The organism is Streptomyces sp. NPDC002851, from assembly GCF_053591935.1.
Genome location: NZ_JBSFUT010000006.1, coordinates 230,243 through 247,227, shown reverse-complemented (window position 1 = coordinate 247,227; position 16,985 = coordinate 230,243). Strand labels below are relative to the sequence as shown.

Here is a 16,985-nt window from a genome sequence, read left to right as displayed (position 1 = left end):
ACTCAGGCCAGCCCGGCGACCAGTTCGGCGACGCTCTTGCGGCGGCCGGTGTAGAACGGCACCTCCTCGCGGACGTGGCGGCGCGCCTCGGAGCCGCGCAGGTGCCGCATCAGGTCCACGATCCGGTACAGCTCGTCCGCCTCGAAGGCGAGGATCCACTCGTAGTCGCCGAGCGAGAACGACGCCACCGTGTTGGCCCGCACGTCCGGGAAGCCGCGCGCCATCTTGCCGTGGTCGGCGAGCATCGCGCGGCGCTCCTCGTCCGGCAGCAGGTACCAGTCGTACGAGCGCACGAAGGGGTACACCGAGACGTAGTTGCGCGGCGTCTCGTCGGCCAGGAAGGCCGGGATGTGCGACTTGTTGAACTCGGCGGGGCGGTGCAGCGCCATGTTCGACCAGACCGGCTCCAGGGCGCGGCCCAGCTTGGTGCGGCGGAAGAGGTTGTATGCCTCCTGCAGTTCGTCGCTGGTCTCGGCGTGCCACCAGATCATGAGGTCGGCGTCGGCACGCAGACCGGACACGTCGTACGTGCCGCGGATGGTGATGTCCTTGGCGGCGAGCTGGTCGAAGAGCTCCTGGACCTCGTCCGCGTAACCGGCACGGTCCTCAGGGAGCACGTCCCGAAGCTTGAAGACGGACCACAGCGTGTAGCGGATGACCTCGTTGAGGTCCTTGGCCTTCTTGCCTGCGTTGGGGGCCTTGGCGGGGGCGTCGTCACTCATGGGGCTATTCTCCCGCGCCGCCGTGCAGACTCTGCACCGGGTTCTCCCTGAGCTGATCTAGTCCGTGGCGGTCCCCTCGCAGCCCGTCCACGGCGGCGTACGCGCTCGCGATGCAGGCCGGGATGCCGACGCCGTCGTATGCCGCGCCGCACACCGCGAGCCCCGGCAGCTTTTCTACGTACTCACGGATCCGCGCCACGCGCGCGTGGTGCCCGACCGGGTACTGCGGCAGGCCGTCGTTCCAGCGGGTCACGCGGGCCGCGACCGGACGCGCGTCCAGGCCGGTGGCCTCGCGCAGATCGTGCCGCGATACGTCGACGAGCTCGCCGTCCGCACGCGCGAGGACCGCCTGTTCGCCGTACCGCCCTACAGAAGTACGGAGCACGAACAGGTCCGGGTCCGCGGCGGCGATCCAGCCCCACTTCTGTGAGGCGAACGTGGACGCCTTGATGGTGTGCCCGTCCACGGGCGGCACCAGAAATCCGCTGCCTTCGGGCAGACGCACATCGCGGCGCCGGTAGGCGAGGGTCATCAGGGCCATGGAGGCGTACTCGACGGTGCGCAGCTCGGCGGCGGCGCCGGGCGACTCGGCGGCGAGCAGGGCGGCGGCCGCCGGGGCGGGCAGCGCGACCACGACGGTGTCGGCGTCGAGGGTCCGCCCGTCGGCCGTGACGACCCGCCAGCGGGCGGCACCGCCCTCGGCCGCCGTCCGCCGGAGCTCCTGCACGCGCGCGTGCAGCCGGATATCGGCGCCACGCGTGCCCAGGGACTCCGCGACGGCGAGCGGCAGGCGCCCGATGCCGCCCTCGATGCCCATGAAGACGGGCCCGGTCTGCGCGTTCCGCGCGGCCCGTTCCTGAATGGCCCGTACGCCCTCGAGCAGCGAGCCGTATGTGCGCGCGGCCTCGTACAGCTGGGGCACGGCCATGCGCAGCGACAGGCGGTACGCGTCGCCCGCGTACACCCCGCCGAGCAGCGGCTCCACGAGGCGGTCGACGACCTCGTGCCCGACCCGGGCGGCGACGTACTCACCGACCGCGATGTCCTCGCCGATCTCGGCGGGCGGCAGTTCGGGCTCGCGCTCGATCCGGCGCAGGCCCTCCTCGGAGAGGACTCCGGAGAGCGCGTCGGCGTCGCCAGGTACGCCCATGACGTGGCCCTTGGGCATCGGGCGGAGCCGACCCCGGGTCCACAGCGCGGCGCTCGCGGTGGCGGGCGGCTGCAGCGCTTCGGCCAGGCCGACCTCGCGGGCAAGGGTCACGGCCTCGGGGCGGCGGGCGAGCATCGACTCGGCGCCGAGGTCGACGCGGACGCCCTCGATCTCGCCCGCGTGCAGCTTGCCGCCGAGCCGGTCGGAGGCCTCGAGCAGGGTCACGCGGGCCCCGGTGCCGAGCAGCCGGTGGGCGGCGGCGAGTCCGGCGATGCCGCCGCCGATGACGACGGCCCGCTCGGCGCGGCCCTGCCCCTTGCTCGTACGTGTGTCCGCTTCGCGCATGCGTCCAGCCTCTCAGATTCGGTACGGGGCCCGAACGCGACCGGTACGGGCCCGCACCTGCGGGAGTAGCCGGAAAACGGAACGCTCACCGCCCAGTTGTCGGCGCCCGGTCGTAGCGTGGCGGGCATGAGCGAACGACTGGTGGTCATCGGCGGCGACGCGGCGGGGATGTCGGCCGCGTCCCAGGCACGCAGGCTCAAGGGCCCGGACGCGTTGGAGATCGTCGCGTTCGAGCGCGGGCACTTCACCTCGTACTCCGCCTGCGGCATCCCGTACTGGGTGGGCGGGGACGTGCCGGAGCGGGAAGCCCTCATCGCGCGGACGCCGGAGCAGCACCGCGCCCGCGACATCGACCTGCGGATGCGTACGGAGGTGGTCCGGCTCGACGTGCCCGGGCACCGGGTCCTCGCGCGTGACCTGGAGTCGGGTGCCGAGTCCTGGACGACGTACGACAAACTCGTGATCGCCACCGGCGCCCGCCCCATCCGCCCACCACTGCCCGGCATGGACGCCCCGGGCGTGCACGGCGTGCAGACCCTGGACGACGGCCAGGACCTCCTCGACACGCTGGGCGACACCGAGGGGCGGCGCGCGGTCGTGGTCGGCGCGGGCTATATCGGCGTGGAGATGGCGGAGGCCCTGACGAACCGCGGGTACGCGGTCACGATGGTCAACCGCGGCGCCGAACCGATGAACACGCTCGACCCGGACATGGGCCGCCTGGTGCACGAAGCGATGACCGGCATGGGCATCGAGATGGTCAACGACACCGAGGTCACCAAGATCCTCACCGGCGAAGGGGGCACCTCCCTGCTCGAGCGAAGCCGAGAGCTTGGGGGAGGCCGGGTCCGCGCGGTGGCCACGGACGACGCCGAGTACCCGGCGGACGTGGTCGTCCTCGGCATCGGCGTCCGCCCCGAGACCGCCCTGGCCAGGGACGCGGGCCTGCCCCTTGGCGAGCACGGCGGGCTGCTCACCGACCAGGCGCTGCGCGTGCGCGGCCACGACAACATCTGGGCGGGCGGCGACTGCGTCGAGGTCCTTGAGCTGGTCTCGGGCCGCGAGCGGCACATCGCGCTCGGCACGCACGCCAACAAGCACGGCCAGGTCATCGGCTCCGGCGTCGGCGGCGGCTATGCGACGTTCCCGGGCGTGGTCGGTACGGCGGTGAGCAAGGTCTGCGACCTGGAGATCGCCCGCACCGGGCTGCGCGAGAAGGACGCTCGGGCGGCGGGCCTGCAGTACGTCACGGTGACCATCGAGTCGACCAGCCGCGCCGGGTACTACCCGGGCGCCGACCCGATGACGGTGAAGATGCTCGCCGAGCGCCGCACCGGCCGCCTGCTCGGGGTGCAGATCGTCGGCCGGGAGGGCGCGGGCAAGCGCGTGGACATCGCGGCGGTGGCGCTCACCGCACGGATGACGGTGGAGCAGATGACCGCCCTCGACCTCGGGTACGCCCCGCCGTTCTCGCCGGTCTGGGACCCGGTCCTGGTGGCGGCCCGGAAGGCGGTGACGGCGGTGCGGGAGGCGGGGTGAGCAGCGACTTTCGGCCAAGGTTCCCGCGACCGGGCCGACGTGACGGATGCCCCTTGGTCGGCTAGTTAGTCGGCCAGCCGACGGTCTTCTCGCCTCAGCCGACGGTCTTCTCGTGGACGTACTCCACGAGCCGCGTCAGCGCATCCGGCTCGGTCGTCGGGAGCACCCCGTGGCCGAGGTTGAAGACATGGCCCTCGAGACCGGCGGCCGCGGCGAGCACCTCGTCCGCCTTGGCCTCGACGGCCTGCTGTCCGGCGAACAGCACGGCCGGGTCGAGGTTGCCCTGGAGCGCCTTGCCGGGCCCGACCCGCCGGGCCGCCTCGTCGAGCGGCACCCGCCAGTCGACGCCCACCACGTCGGCACCGGCCTCGCCGAGCAGCCCGAGCAGCTCGCCGGTGCCGACCCCGAAGTGGATGCGCGGCACGCCGTACCCGGCCACCGCGTCGAAGACCTTCGCGGAGGCCGGAAGCACCGAGCGGCGGTAATCGGCCGGGGCGAGCGCGCCCACCCAGGAGTCGAAGAGCTGCACCGCGCTCGCCCCCGCCTCGATCTGCACCTTCAGGAAGGCACCGGTGATCTCGGCGAGCCGGTCGAGCAGATCGGCCCACAGCCGCGGGTCGCCGTACATCAGCGCCTTGGTGTGCTCGTGATTGCGCGACGGACCGCCCTCGACGAGGTAGCTCGCGAGGGTGAAGGGCGCGCCCGCGAAGCCGATCAGCGGCGTGGACCCGAGTTCACGCGTGAGCATGCCGATCGCCTCGGTGACGTACGAGACGTCCTCGGGCGTGAGGTCCCGCAGCCGCTCCAGGTCGGCGCGCGAGCGCACCGGGTTCTCGACGACCGGCCCGACGCCCGGCTTGATGTCGAGGTCGATGCCGATGGCCTTCAGGGGTACGACGATGTCGCTGAAGTAGATCGCGGCGTCCACGCCGTGCCGCCGTACCGGCTGGAGGGTGATCTCGGTGACCAGCTCCGGCCGCATGCAGGAGTCCAGCATCGCGATGCCCTCGCGCACCTTGCGGTACTCGGGCAGCGAGCGCCCCGCCTGCCGCATGAACCACACCGGGGTGTGCGGCACGGGCTCGCGCCGACAGGCCCTGAGAAAGGCGGAGTTCTCGACCGTGTCGGTGTCGGTGGCGGAGGTCTGCTGGGGGCCCGTCGGGCGGCTGTTGGCACTCACAACCGAAAGTCTCGCACGCGCCGCGAAGTGCCCGGCCGGGAACCGGGTGTCCTTCCCTGCGCGAACGCCCGGTTCCCCTTAACCTTCCCCGCATGGCTGCGGCGCAGGGACAACTCGCGGAGGGTGCTGAAGGGATGGACGGTACGGAGGGGAACACGGCGGCCGAGGCCGTACCACTCCCGTTCCGCACGGCCGTGGAGGGGCTGCGTACGGCCGTATCACGGCCGGAGATCGAGATCGAGCAGACCCGCGCGCCCAAGCGGCTCGCCCCGTACGCGTACGCCCTGGAGGCGGCCGTCGTCGAGGACGACGAGGACCTGGCGGACGGCCGTCTTGTGCTGCTCCACGATCCGGCCGGGCACGAGGCGTGGCAGGGAACGTTCCGCCTCGTCACCCTGATCCGCGCGGAGCTGGAGCCGGAGATGGCCGCGGACCCGCTGCTTCCGGAGGTCTGCTGGTCCTGGCTGACCGGCGCGCTCCAGGGCCGCGGCCTGCCGTACGAGGAGGCCAGCGGCACCGTCACGCGCGCCTCTTCGCACTACTTCGGCGGTCTGTCGCAGCGCCCACCGGCCTCGCAGATCGAGATCCGGGCGTCCTGGACCCCGCGCGAGGTCCACGGCGGGGCGCCGGACACCGCGGCGCACCTCGCCGCCTGGTGCGACCTGCTCTGCCAGATCGCGGGCCTGCCGCCGTCGGGGCCGACGGACGCCTCGGTGGTCACCCTGCCGCAGCGGCGGGGCCCGCGCTCGAGCTGAGCGGACCGGCCCTCGCGGGTCGACTCCGACCGCGCGTTGACGACGTACGCAATACGGGTGCGCGGCGCGGCGAGCTGACTTCCGGGTCCCGGACCGCAGGACTCCGGGGCCCTTGAACTCCGGGCGCTCCGGCCGATCCGGCTCGCTCCCCGCGCGCTCCCCGCTCACTCCGGGCGATCTTCGGATGATCGATCGCGCGTCCGAATTGCACCGGTTTTCCCGGATTGACCCTCACTAAATCGTGATCATTCGCTAAAGGCCCGCAGCTTTGCTGCCGAAGGACTCTGTGACCTTGAAAGCACGGTTCGTCCCGGCTTCATCCCCGAGCCGGTCCCGTCCCGCCCTTCCCAGGAGGCCTGGTGTCCGTTCTCCTCGAGCAGCCCGCAAGCCTGGTCGCCTACCGCCCGAACAAGCCGACCGCCATGGTCGTCGTGGCGGACCCGCGCGTCCGTTCCACCGTCACCCGCCACCTCTGGGCCCTTGGAGTACGTGACGTCATCGAGGCGTCCTCCATCGCCGAGGCCCGTCCCCGCATCGGCAACCCGCGCGACATCTGTGTCGCCGATGTCCACCTGCCCGACGGTTCGGGCCTCACCCTGCTCTCCGAGACCCGAGCCGCGGGCTGGCCCAACGGCCTGGCCCTCTCCGCCGCCGACGACATCGGTGCCGTACGCAATGCCCTCGCGGGCGGCGTCAAGGGCTACGTCGTCACCGGCACCCGCACCAACGTCGGGCTCCCCACCCGCCCCGGCGCCGCCCCCATCGGTGCGGCGGCGGCCCGTATGCACCGCCGTCCCCCGGGCGCCCCGAGCCACCCGGGCGGCTACCGCGAGCTGTCGGGACGGGAAGTGGAGGTGCTGCGGCTGGTGGCGGAGGGCCAGTCCAACAAGGCGATCGGCGTCTCGATGGGCCTGTCCGCCCTCACCGTGAAGAGCCACCTCGCCCGCATCGCACGCAAGCTCGGCACCGGCGACCGAGCGGGCATGGTGGCCGTAGCCCTGCGTACCGGAATCATCCACTGACCGATTTACACCACCACACCGCCCGTCGACGGAACGTTCCGTCGACGGGCGGCCTGCATGCGCAGATACCGGGAACCGCCCGGCGTAGTCTTGACGTTGCACCGGAAATCGGAGGTGCCTGCCTCGCTCGTCGAGGAGGGACCGCGATCATGACGACGCCACAGCAGCCCCAGTGGGGCCCACGGCAGCCATCCGTCACCGACTTCGATCGGACCTCATCGATCGGATAAAGGTCACCGGATCGGGCACACCGAAGGCACATGCGAGTGCGAAGCACCACGAAACGGTGAGCCGGGCCGGGACGGGTTTTCGCAGGTCAGCCACCGATTCAGGCAAGAGTGCAGGTCAGCCGTCCCACCGTGCAGATACTCTTGACAGGTGACCGACGCCCAAGAGACCGCAGCAGACAGATCACTGCGAACCACCGGGGGCGCCCCTCCGGACGACGGCGGCCTTCAGGCCAAGGCGTCGCCGATCCCCTTGCTCGAGCCGTGCGAGGGCATCCCCGATGTGGTTGCCGACGAATCCTCACTCGCCGAGGTGGTGGCCGCCTTCGCCGCCGGAAGCGGACCCGTCGCCGTGGATGCCGAGCGTGCCTCCGGCTATCGCTATGGCCAGCGCGCCTATCTGGTGCAGATGCGCCGGGAGGGTTCCGGGTCCGCGCTGATCGACCCGATCGCGTGTCCGGATCTGACCGGGCTCAATGACGCCATCGCTGACGCGGAGTGGGTGCTGCACGCGGCCACTCAGGACCTGCCGTGTCTGCGTGACATAGGCATGGTGCCGTCCCGAATCTTCGACACCGAGCTGGCCGGGCGGCTCGCCGGGTTCCCGCGGGTGGGGCTCGGCGCGATGGTCGAGTCGGTGCTCGGATACGTACTCGAGAAGGGGCACTCCGCGGTCGACTGGTCGACCCGGCCACTGCCCGAGCCCTGGCTGCGCTACGCCACGCTCGACGTGGAGCTGCTCGTCGACCTGCGCGACGCCCTGGAGGAAGAGCTCGACCGGCAGGGCAAACTCGGCTGGGCCCACGAGGAGTTCCACGCCATCGCCTCGGCCGAGCCGCCGGCGCCGCGCAAGGACCCCTGGCGGCGTACCTCCGGGATGCACAAGGTGCGGCGGCGGCGCCAGATGGCCGTCGTGCGCGAGCTGTGGAACACGCGGGACCGGGTCGCCCAGCGCCGCGATGTCTCGCCGGGCAAGGTGCTCGGGGACGCCGCGATCGTGGAGGCGGCGCTCGCGATGCCGCCGAACGCGCACGCCCTCGCCCGCCTGAACGGGTTCGGCCGCGCGGGCCGCCGTCAGCTCGAACAGTGGCAGGCCGCCGTCGACCGGGCCAAGGTGCTGCCGGACACGGAGCTTCCGCAGCCGAGCCAGCCGCAGGCGGGTCCGCCCCCGCCGCGCGCCTGGGCCGACCGCGACCCGGCGGCCGCGGCCCGGCTCTCCGCGGCGCGCGCGGCGGTCTCGGAGCTCGCGGAGCGGCTCAACATGCCGCAGGAGAACCTGATCACGCCCGACACGGTGCGCCGTCTGTGCTGGGAGCCCCCGGCGGAGGTTTCGGCGGAGTCGGTGGGTGAGGTGCTGCGGGAGTACGGGGCTCGTGGGTGGCAGATCGAGCAGGTCACGCCTGCGTTGGTGGAGGCGTTGGGGTCGGCCTCGGCCTGAGGGGTTTTCCCCTACCCGCCCCTTCCCGACAGCTTGCAGCGGCTTCGGGGGCTGCCGCCCCCGGACCCCCGCCGCAGATAACGCGCTGAACGCGCTCGTCCTCAAACGCCGGACGGGCTGATCGTTGCCGTACGCGGCTGTTGGTGCCGTGTGACGTTCGCCGCTCCGGGCGGGGGGCCTGTTCCAAGGAGTTACCGGCAAGTAGCATAAGCAGGGTAGCCGCCGGAGCACGCCCAGCGGCAGCGATCCCGCACCCCTGGAGGAGAGCCATCGTGCCTCGTACCGTCAGGGACGTCGTCTTCGTCGACGGCGTCCGCACCCCGTTCGGCAAGGCGGGCCCGAAGGGCATCTATCACGAGACCCGCGCCGACGATCTCGTCGTGAAGTCCATCCGGGAGCTGCTGCGCCGCAACCCGAACCTCGACCCCGCCCAGATCGACGAGGTGGCCATCGCCGCCACCACGCAGATCGGCGACCAGGGCCTGACCCTGGGCCGCACCGCGGGCATCCTCGCCGGGCTGCCGCAGTCGGTCCCCGGCTACTCGATCGACCGGATGTGCGCGGGCGCCCTCACGGCCGTCACGTCCACCGCCGGTTCCATCGCCTTCGGCGCGTACGACGCCGTCATTGCCGGTGGTGTCGAGCACATGGGGCGCCACCCCATGGGCGAGGGCGTCGACCCGAACCCGCGGTTCGTGAGCGAGAAGCTCGTCGACGAGTCGGCCCTGTTCATGGGCATGACCGCGGAGAACCTGCACGACCGCTACCCGAGCATCACCAAGCGCCGCGCCGACGAGTACGCGGTCCGCTCGCAGGAGAAGGCCGCCAAGGCGTACGCCAACGGCAAGATCCAGCAGGATCTCGTGCCGATCTCGGTGCGGCGGACAAACGAGGAGGCCGGTGAGACCGGTTGGGGTCTCGCCACCGCCGATGAGCCGATGCGGCCGGGGACGACCCTGGAGAACCTCGAGGGTCTGAAGACGCCGTTCCGTACCCACGGCCGCGTCACGGCCGGTAACGCCGCCGGGCTCAACGACGGTGCCACCGCCTCGATCATCGCGTCCGAGGACTTCGCCCGCGAGAACAACCTGCCGGTCAAGATGCGGCTCGTGTCGTACGCCTTCGCGGGTGTCGAGCCCGAGGTCATGGGCTACGGTCCGATTCCCGCTACCGAGAAGGCGCTTGCCAAGGCGGGCCTGGGGATTGGCGACATCGGGCTCTTCGAGATCAATGAGGCCTTCGCGGTGCAGGTGCTCGCCTTCCTCGAGCACTACGGCATCGCGGACGACGACGCGCGCGTCAACCAGTACGGCGGCGCCATCGCGTACGGCCACCCGCTCGCCTCCTCCGGCGTACGCCTGATGACGCAGCTGGCGCGGCAGTTCGAGGAGCAGCCGGAGGTCCGCTACGGCCTCACGACCATGTGTGTCGGCTTCGGCATGGGCGCCACGGTCATCTGGGAGAACCCGCACCACAAGGACGCCGGAGGCACCAAGTGAGCACCACCACCACTGAACTGTTGAAGGGTGCGGCCGAGCTGTTCCCGGACGAGGTCGTGACGCAGGCGCACGTACGCCACCTCGATCTGCCGTACGGCGCGGGCAAGTTCGCCCTGATCACGCTGGACAACGGCCTGGACCACACCAAGCCGACCACCTTCGGGCCGCAGTCGCTCGCGAACCTCAACGCGGCCATCGACCAGGTGGAGAAGGAGGCGTCCGAGGGCGCCATCGTCGGTGTCGGTCTCACCGGTAAGCCGTTCATCTTCGCCGTCGGCGCCGACCTCAAGGGCGTCGAGCTGCTCAAGGCGCACGACGAGGCGCTGGCCATCGGCAAGGGCGGCCACGACGTCTTCAAGCGCCTCGCCGGGCTCGCCGTGCCGACGTTCGCGTACTACAACGGCGCGGCCATGGGCGGCGGCGTCGAGGCCGGTCTGCACTGCTCGTACCGGACGGTCTCGAAGGCCATCCCGGCGTTCTCGCTGCCCGAGGTCTTCCTCGGCCTGGTGCCGGGCTGGGGCGGCTGCGCGCTGCTTCCGAACCTGATCGGCGCCGAGAAGGCCGTCTCGGTCATCATCGAGAACTCGCTGAACCAGAACAAGCAGCTCAAGGGCCAGCAGGTCTTCGACCTCGGCATCGCGGACGCGATCTTCGAGGGCGCGGACTTCCTCGAGCAGTCCCTGGTGTGGACCGCGAACGTCCTCAAGGGTGACGTGACGGTCGAGCGCCCCGAGGTGGACCGCGGCGAGGCCTGGGACCAGGCCGTCGCCAAGGGCCGGTCCATCGCGGACGGCAAGGTGCACGGCGCCGCTCCGGCCGCGTACCGCGCGCTCGACATCATCGAGGCCGCCAAGAGCGGCGACCTGCAGGCCGGTTACGACGCCGAGGACCAGGCGCTCGCGGACCTGATCATGGGTGGCGAACTGCGCAGCGGCATCTACGCGTTCAACCTGGTGCAGAAGCGCGCCAAGCGCCCGGCCGGTGCCCCGTCCAAGGACCTGGCGCGCCCGGTCAGCAAGGTCGGTGTGGTCGGCGCCGGTCTGATGGCCAGCCAGCTCGCGCTGCTGTTCCTGCGCCGCCTCGAGGTGCCGGTCGTCCTGACCGACATCGACCAGGAGCGTATCGACAAGGGTGTCTCGTACGTCCACGGCGAGATCGACAAGCTGCTCGGCAAGGGCCGCATCAACCAGGACAAGGCCAACCGGCTCAAGGCCCTGGTGACCGGCGTCCTGGACAAGGCCGAGGGCTTCGCGGACGCGGACTTCGTCATCGAGGCCGTCTTCGAGGAGATGGGCGTCAAGCAGCAGGTGTTCGCGGAGGTCGAGGCGGTCGCCCCGGCACACGCGATCCTGGCGACCAACACCTCGTCGCTCTCGGTCTCCGAGATGGCGTCGAAGCTGAAGCACCCCGAGCGGGTCGTCGGCTTCCACTTCTTCAACCCGGTGGCCGTGCTTCCGCTGCTCGAGATCGTACGAGGCGAGCAGACCGATGACGCCTCGCTGGCCACGGCCTTCGGTGTGGCGAAGAAGCTGAAGAAGACCGCGGTGCTCGTGAAGGACGCCCCGGCGTTCGTCGTGAACCGCATCCTGACCCGCTTCATGGGCGAGATCCAGAACGTCATCGACGAGGGCACCCCGGTGGCCGTCGCCGAGAAGGCCGTCGAGCCGCTCGGCCTGCCGATGTCACCGCTGGTGCTGCTCGAGCTGGTCGGCCCGGCGATCGGCCTGCACGTCTCGGAGACCCTGAACCGCGCGTTCCCGGACCGCTTCAAGGTGTCCCCGAACCTGAAGGCCGTCGTGGACGCGGGCAAGCGCGGCTTCTACGTCTACGACAGCGGGAAGCCGGAGCTGGACCCGGAGGTCGCGGCGCTCCTCAAGCAGGGCGACAGCGTCCTGACGGAGGAGCAGGTGCGCGACCGCGTCCTGGACGCCGTGGCGCAGGAGATCGGCCTGATGCTGGACGAGGGCGTCGTCGCCGAGGCCCAGGACATCGACCTGTGCCTGATCACCGGTGCGGGCTGGCCGTTCCACCTGGGCGGCATCACGCCGTACCTGGACCGGCAGGGCGTCAGCGAGCGGGTGAACGGGAAGCGGTTCCTGGAGCCGGGGGTCGCCTCGGTTCCGGCGTGACGCGTCGCCTCCACGCCTGAACGGACGGGCCGTACGGGAAGCTTGGGCTTCCGGTGCGGCCCGTTCTGCCGTACGCACGGCGCACCGGACAATGGGCCCATGCACACCCTCCTCGTCGTAGACGCCGCCAACACCATCGGTTCCGTGCCCGACGGCTGGTGGAAGGACCGGCGCGCCGCCGTCGAGCGGCTACGGGACCAGCTCGTGCCGCACGCGGCCGAGGGCATTCCCGGACATCCTGGACCATTGGAGGTCGTCCTGGTCGTCGAGGGGGCGGCCCGGGGCGTCGAATCCGTCGACGGGGTACGGGTCGTGGCGGCCGAAGGCAGCGGGGACGACCGGATCGTGACCGTGGTCGGCGAGGCGGCCGCCGACGCCGGACGGGCCTGTGTCGTCGTCACCGCCGACCGTGAACTGCGGCGCAGGGTGGGGGCGTTGGGCGCGGAGTGCGTGGGGCCGCGGACCGTGTACGGGCCATGAAACAGCCCCTCCGGCGTTTGAGGAGCGGGGGTGCAGGGGGCAGCGCTCCCTGCCACGCGGCGTTAGCCGCATGTCGGATACAGCGGGAAGGGGCGGGGCTGGGGAAGAAAGAAACCCCAGCACCCGCCCCACGCGGCCGAGCCGTCAGTCGCGGGCCGGTTCCACCGTGTCCCGGGCCGCCGCGTCGCCGTAGCGGCCGTCCAGCTTCGAGACCAGGCCGGTGACCTGGCGGGCGATGTCCGGGGCGGTCAGGCCGATCTCCGCCATGACCTCCTTGCGCGAGGCGTGGTCGAGGAAGCGCGGCGGGATGCCGAAGTCCCGCAGCGGCACGTCCACGCCCGCGTCCCGCAGGGCCTGCGCGATGGCCGAACCGACGCCGCCCGCACGGCCGTTGTCCTCGACCGTGACCACCACGCGGTGCTTCTCGGCGAGCGGCGCGAGCGCCTCGTCGACCGGCTTGACCCAGCGCGGGTCGACCACGGTCGTGGAAATGCCCTGCTTGTCCAGGAGCTTCGCGACGTCCAGGCACATCGGCGCGAGGGCGCCGACCGAGACGAGCAGGACGTCCGGCTGCTGCGCGCGCGAGTGGCGCAGCACATCCATGCCGCCGACCTTGCCGACCGCCGGGACGGCTGGGCCGACCAGGCCCTTGGAGTAACGGACCACCGTGGGCGCGTCGTCGACGTCGACGGCCTCGCGCAGCTGGGCGCGGAGCTCCTGGGCGTCGCGCGGGGCGGCCAGGCGCAGGCCCGGCACGCACTGCAGGATCGACATGTCCCACATGCCGTTGTGCGAGGCGCCGTCGGTTCCGGTGACCCCGGCCCGGTCGAGGACGAAGGTGACTCCGCACTTGTGCAGGGCCACGTCCATGAGGAGTTGGTCGAAGGCGCGGTTCAGGAACGTCGCGTACACCGCGAAGACCGGGTGCAGGCCGCCGGTCGCCAGGCCCGCCGCCGACACGGCGCCGTGCTGCTCCGCGATGCCGACGTCGTAGACCCGGTCGGGGAACTGCTTGGCGAACTTCTTCAGGCCGACCGGCTGGAGCATCGCCGCCGTGATCGCCACGATGTCCTTGCGCTCCTTGCCCAGCTGGACCATCTCGTCGCCGAAGACGGAGGTCCAGTCGGCGCCGGAGGCCGAGACCGGCAGGCCGGTGTCCGGGTGGATGACGCCGACGGCGTGGAAGCGGTCCGCCTCGTCCTGCACGGCGGGCTGGTAGCCGCGGCCCTTCTCGGTGAGGCAGTGCACGATCACCGGGCCGCCGAAGCGCTTGGCGCGGGCCAGCGCGGACTCCAGGGCCTCGATGTCATGGCCGTCGATCGGGCCGACGTACTTCAGGCCCAGGTCCTCGAACATGCCCTGCGGCGCGATGAAGTCCTTCAGGCCCTTCTTGGCGCCGTGCAGCGTCTCGTAGAGGGGCCTGCCGACGACCGGGGTGCGTTCCAGGATGTCCTTGCCCCGGGCCAGGAAGCGCTCGTAGCCGTCGGTGGTGCGCAGCGTCGCCAGGTGGTTGGCAAGTCCGCCGATGGTGGGGGCGTACGAGCGCTCGTTGTCGTTGACGACGATGACCAGGGGGCGGTCCTTGGCGGCCGCGATGTTGTTCAGGGCCTCCCAGGCCATGCCGCCGGTGAGGGCGCCGTCGCCGATCACGGCCACCACGTGGTCGTCCTTGCCGAGCACCTCGTTGGCCTTGGCGAGGCCGTCCGCCCAGCCGAGGACCGTGGAGGCGTGGCTGTTCTCGATCACGTCGTGCTCGGACTCGGCGCGCGAGGGGTAGCCGGACAGGCCGCCCTTGGCGCGCAGCTTCGAGAAGTCCTGCCGACCGGTGAGCAGCTTGTGCACGTAGGACTGGTGGCCGGTGTCGAGCAGCACCTTGTCGTTCGGGGAGTCGAAGACGCGGTGCAGGGCGATCGTGAGCTCGACGACACCGAGGTTGGGGCCCAGGTGGCCGCCGGTCTTGGCGACGGCGTCGACGAGGAAGGTCCGGATCTCCGCCGCCAGCTGCAGCAGCTCCTCGTGGCTGAGGCGGTCCAGATCGCGCGGCCCCTTGATACGGGTCAGCAAAGCCACCCGTGCCTCCCTAGGTTCTGTGGTTCGGTCGAGCTGTTCGAGCTGTGCCGGGTCTGTCGAGTCTAATGTTCCGCTTCCACGGCCCGCCGCCGGGTACTCCACCCGTTAGGCCGTACATGCGTACGCGTGCGCCAGGCGGTACGTGCGCACGCGTACGCCGGGCGGGCCCGACCGCAGTCAGGCCCGCCCGGCGTCGGAGGACGAGCCCCGCTACGTACGTCCCGCGGTCTTCTGGGTGCGGCGCGAGACCGAGTCGATCACGACGGCGGCGAGCAGCACCGCACCCGTGATCATGTACTGGATCTCGCTGGCCATGCCGAGCAGGTTGAGGCCCTGCTGGATGGACTGGAGCACCAGCATGCCGAGCAGCGCGGACCAGACCTTGCCGCGGCCGCCGAAGAGGCTGGTGCCGCCGATCACCGCGGCGGCGATGACCAGCATCAGGGTGTTACCGGCGCCGAGGTTCTTGGTCGCGCCGCCCGCGAGCGAGGCGATGAAGAGCCCGCCGAAGGCGGCCAGCATGCCGGAGATCGCGAAGACCGTGATCCGGATCCGGTCGACGTTGATACCGGCCCGGCGCGCGGCCTCGGCGTTGCCGCCGACCGCGAAGACCTGGCGGCCGAAGGTGGTGCGGCGGGCCACGAAGTCCGCGATCACCAGGACGGCCAGGAAGAGCACCAGGGCGAGCGGCAGACCGCGGGAGCCCTCGCGCTCGTTGAGGACGTACGCGGCGGCGAGAACCAGGACCGCGAGCAGGGCCGTGCGGGTGACGATCTCGCCGAGCGGGCGGGAGAGCAGTCCGGCGGCCTTGCGGCGCTTGGCGTCGAGGAGCTGCGAGGCGGCGTACGCGACGAGGGCGATGAGCGCGAGGGCGTACGCGGCGGCCTTGTCCTCGAAGTAGTAGCCGGTGAGCTTGGCGACGAGGCCGCCTTCGGGCGTGTTGATGGAGCCTTCCTGGCCCATCAGCCAGATCTGCAGGCCGCTCCAGCCGAGGAACCCGGCTAGGGTGACGACGAAGGCGGGCACACCCACCTTGGCGAAGAAGAAGCCGTGCAGGGCGCCGATGATCATGCCGGACGCGATCGCCACCAGGATCGACGGCAGATCGCCCCAGCCGTTGCTGACATTGAGCACGGCCCACACGGCGGCGCCCATGCCCGCGACGGAGCCGACGGAGAGGTCGATCTCGCCGAGCAGCAGCACGAAGACGATGCCGACGGCCATGATGCCGAGGCCGGAGGTGAAGACGGCGATGTTCGTGAGGGAGCTGGCCGACAGGAAGCTGTCGGTCTGCGACTGGAACACCACCGCGATGACGATCAGGCCGATGACGACGGGCAGCGAGCCGAGCTCACCGCCGCGGATCTTGCGGCTGAACTCGGTCCAGTAGCCCTTGATGCCCTGCTCGCGGACGAGCAGCCGCGGGTCGACGGCGGCGGGGGCGGGGGCGGGGGCGGCGCCGGTCTCGGCGGGCTCGTCGCTGACGGGGGTCGACTGCTTGGTGAGGTCGCTCACTTCGCGTCCTCCTTCGTGACCGTGCCGTTCGCACCGTTGCCGTTCGTGCCGTTGCCGTTCGTGCCGTTGCCGTTCGCGGCGGTACGGGCCTGTCGGCGCGTGACCGCGTTGTCCGTGGCGCCGGTGATGGCGGAGATGATCTCTTCGTGGCTGGTCTCCGCGACGGCGAAGACTCCGTTGTTGCGGCCGAGCCGGAGCACCGCGACCCGGTCCGCGACGGCCTGGACGTCGGCCATGTTGTGGCTGATCAGGATCACCGCGTGGCCGCGCTCGCGCAGCCGCTCCACCAGGTCGAGGACCTGGGCGGTCTGCTCGACGCCGAGCGCCGCGGTGGGCTCGTCGAGGATGACCACCTTGGGGTCGCCGACCAGGGCACGGGCGATGGCGACGACCTGTCGCTGGCCGCCGGAGAGCGCCGCGACCGGGATGCGGACGCTGGGGATCCGGATGGAGAGCGTGTCCAGGAGTTCCTTGGCGCGCTTCTCCATCGCGATCTCGTCCAGGACAGTGGCGCGGCGCATCTCGGTGCCGAGGAACAGGTTGGCGACGACATCGAGGTTGTCGCAGAGCGCCAAGTCCTGGTAGACGGTGGCGACTCCGAGGTCCTGGGCGTCGTGCGGCCGGTTGATCTGCACCGGCCTGCCCTCCCATTCGATGGTCCCGTAATCGATGGGGTGAACGCCTGAAATGGTCTTGACGAGCGTGGACTTGCCGGCGCCGTTGTCCCCGACCAGGGCGACCACCTCACCGGCATGGACCTCCAGGTCGACGTCCGTGAGCGCCTGAACGGCGCCGAACCGCTTGGAGACCCGACGCAACGCCAGCACGGGCGTAGCGGGCACGTGAATCATCTCCTTCACCGCCTGGTTGCAGGCGGGATGGTGCTAGGGCTAGAAGGCTTGCGCCTGAGGGGT

At 71.1% G+C, this 16,985-nt stretch carries 13 protein-coding genes; 7 read left to right on the top strand and 6 right to left on the bottom strand.

The genetic code is table 11. The features are described from left to right. Nucleotides 1–2: 2 nt before the first annotated feature. Together hemQ and hemG are read right to left on the bottom strand one after the other, a co-directional pair. Nucleotides 3–722: a hydrogen peroxide-dependent heme synthase gene (gene hemQ / locus ACWD10_RS09560; RefSeq protein WP_451088744.1), complete on the bottom strand. Its 720-nt coding sequence runs from the start codon at nt 720–722 to the stop codon at nt 3–5. A gap of 4 nt (nt 723–726) precedes the next feature. After that, nucleotides 727–2,217 (bottom strand): protoporphyrinogen oxidase, encoded by a 1,491-nt coding sequence (gene hemG, locus ACWD10_RS09555; RefSeq protein ID WP_451088742.1) that lies wholly within the window; start codon nt 2,215–2,217, stop codon nt 727–729. Between the two features lie 126 nt (nt 2,218–2,343). Between hemG and ACWD10_RS09550 the strand changes: the two genes are divergently transcribed. Further along, nucleotides 2,344–3,756: an FAD-dependent oxidoreductase gene (locus ACWD10_RS09550; RefSeq protein WP_451088740.1), complete on the top strand. Its 1,413-nt coding sequence runs from the start codon at nt 2,344–2,346 to the stop codon at nt 3,754–3,756. A gap of 94 nt (nt 3,757–3,850) precedes the next feature. On the opposite strand, the gene hemE is transcribed toward ACWD10_RS09550, so the two are convergent. Next, on the bottom strand, nt 3,851–4,936 hold the full coding sequence (hemE, locus tag ACWD10_RS09545; protein ID WP_451088738.1) for a uroporphyrinogen decarboxylase: 1,086 nt from the start codon (nt 4,934–4,936) through the stop codon (nt 3,851–3,853). A 92-nt stretch (nt 4,937–5,028) separates the two neighbouring features. On the opposite strand from hemE, the gene ACWD10_RS09540 reads away from it, so the two are divergent. The 6 genes from ACWD10_RS09540 (at nt 5,029) to ACWD10_RS09515 (ending at nt 12,486) form a co-directional block, all read left to right on the top strand. Further along, on the top strand, nt 5,029–5,691 hold the full coding sequence (locus ACWD10_RS09540; protein WP_451088736.1) for a DUF3000 domain-containing protein: 663 nt from the start codon (nt 5,029–5,031) through the stop codon (nt 5,689–5,691). 359 nt (nt 5,692–6,050) lie between these two features. Continuing rightward, on the top strand, nt 6,051–6,713 hold the full coding sequence (locus tag ACWD10_RS09535; protein ID WP_128374800.1) for a response regulator transcription factor: 663 nt from the start codon (nt 6,051–6,053) through the stop codon (nt 6,711–6,713). A 378-nt stretch (nt 6,714–7,091) separates the two neighbouring features. Then, complete coding sequence (locus ACWD10_RS09530) at nt 7,092–8,378, top strand: HRDC domain-containing protein (protein WP_451088734.1); 1,287 nt, start codon at nt 7,092–7,094, stop codon at nt 8,376–8,378. A gap of 272 nt (nt 8,379–8,650) precedes the next feature. After that, a complete protein-coding gene (locus tag ACWD10_RS09525; RefSeq protein WP_451088732.1) occupies nt 8,651–9,877 on the top strand; it encodes a thiolase family protein in 1,227 nt (408 codons plus the stop codon). After that, nucleotides 9,874–12,006, top strand: coding sequence for a 3-hydroxyacyl-CoA dehydrogenase NAD-binding domain-containing protein (locus ACWD10_RS09520; RefSeq protein WP_451088730.1), 2,133 nt, complete (start codon nt 9,874–9,876; stop codon nt 12,004–12,006). Before ACWD10_RS09525 ends, ACWD10_RS09520 begins: the two co-directional genes overlap by 4 nt. A gap of 99 nt (nt 12,007–12,105) precedes the next feature. Beyond that, nucleotides 12,106–12,486, top strand: a complete 381-nt coding sequence (locus tag ACWD10_RS09515; RefSeq protein ID WP_451088728.1) for an NTP pyrophosphohydrolase — start codon at nt 12,106–12,108, stop codon at nt 12,484–12,486. Nucleotides 12,487–12,630: 144 nt separating this feature from the next. Here ACWD10_RS09515 and dxs read toward each other — a convergent pair whose 3' ends face one another. The 3 genes from dxs to ACWD10_RS09500 all read right to left on the bottom strand — a co-directional run bounded on the left by dxs (nt 12,631) and on the right by ACWD10_RS09500 (nt 16,922). Then, nucleotides 12,631–14,556, bottom strand: a complete 1,926-nt coding sequence (dxs, locus tag ACWD10_RS09510; RefSeq protein WP_451088726.1) for a 1-deoxy-D-xylulose-5-phosphate synthase — start codon at nt 14,554–14,556, stop codon at nt 12,631–12,633. Nucleotides 14,557–14,766: 210 nt separating this feature from the next. Continuing rightward, nucleotides 14,767–16,071 (bottom strand): sugar ABC transporter permease, encoded by a 1,305-nt coding sequence (locus ACWD10_RS09505; protein WP_451088724.1) that lies wholly within the window; start codon nt 16,069–16,071, stop codon nt 14,767–14,769. Then, on the bottom strand, nt 16,068–16,922 hold the full coding sequence (locus ACWD10_RS09500) for an ATP-binding cassette domain-containing protein (protein WP_451088722.1): 855 nt from the start codon (nt 16,920–16,922) through the stop codon (nt 16,068–16,070). The genes ACWD10_RS09505 and ACWD10_RS09500 overlap by 4 nt, the downstream gene beginning before the upstream one ends. Nucleotides 16,923–16,985 lie beyond the last annotated feature (63 nt).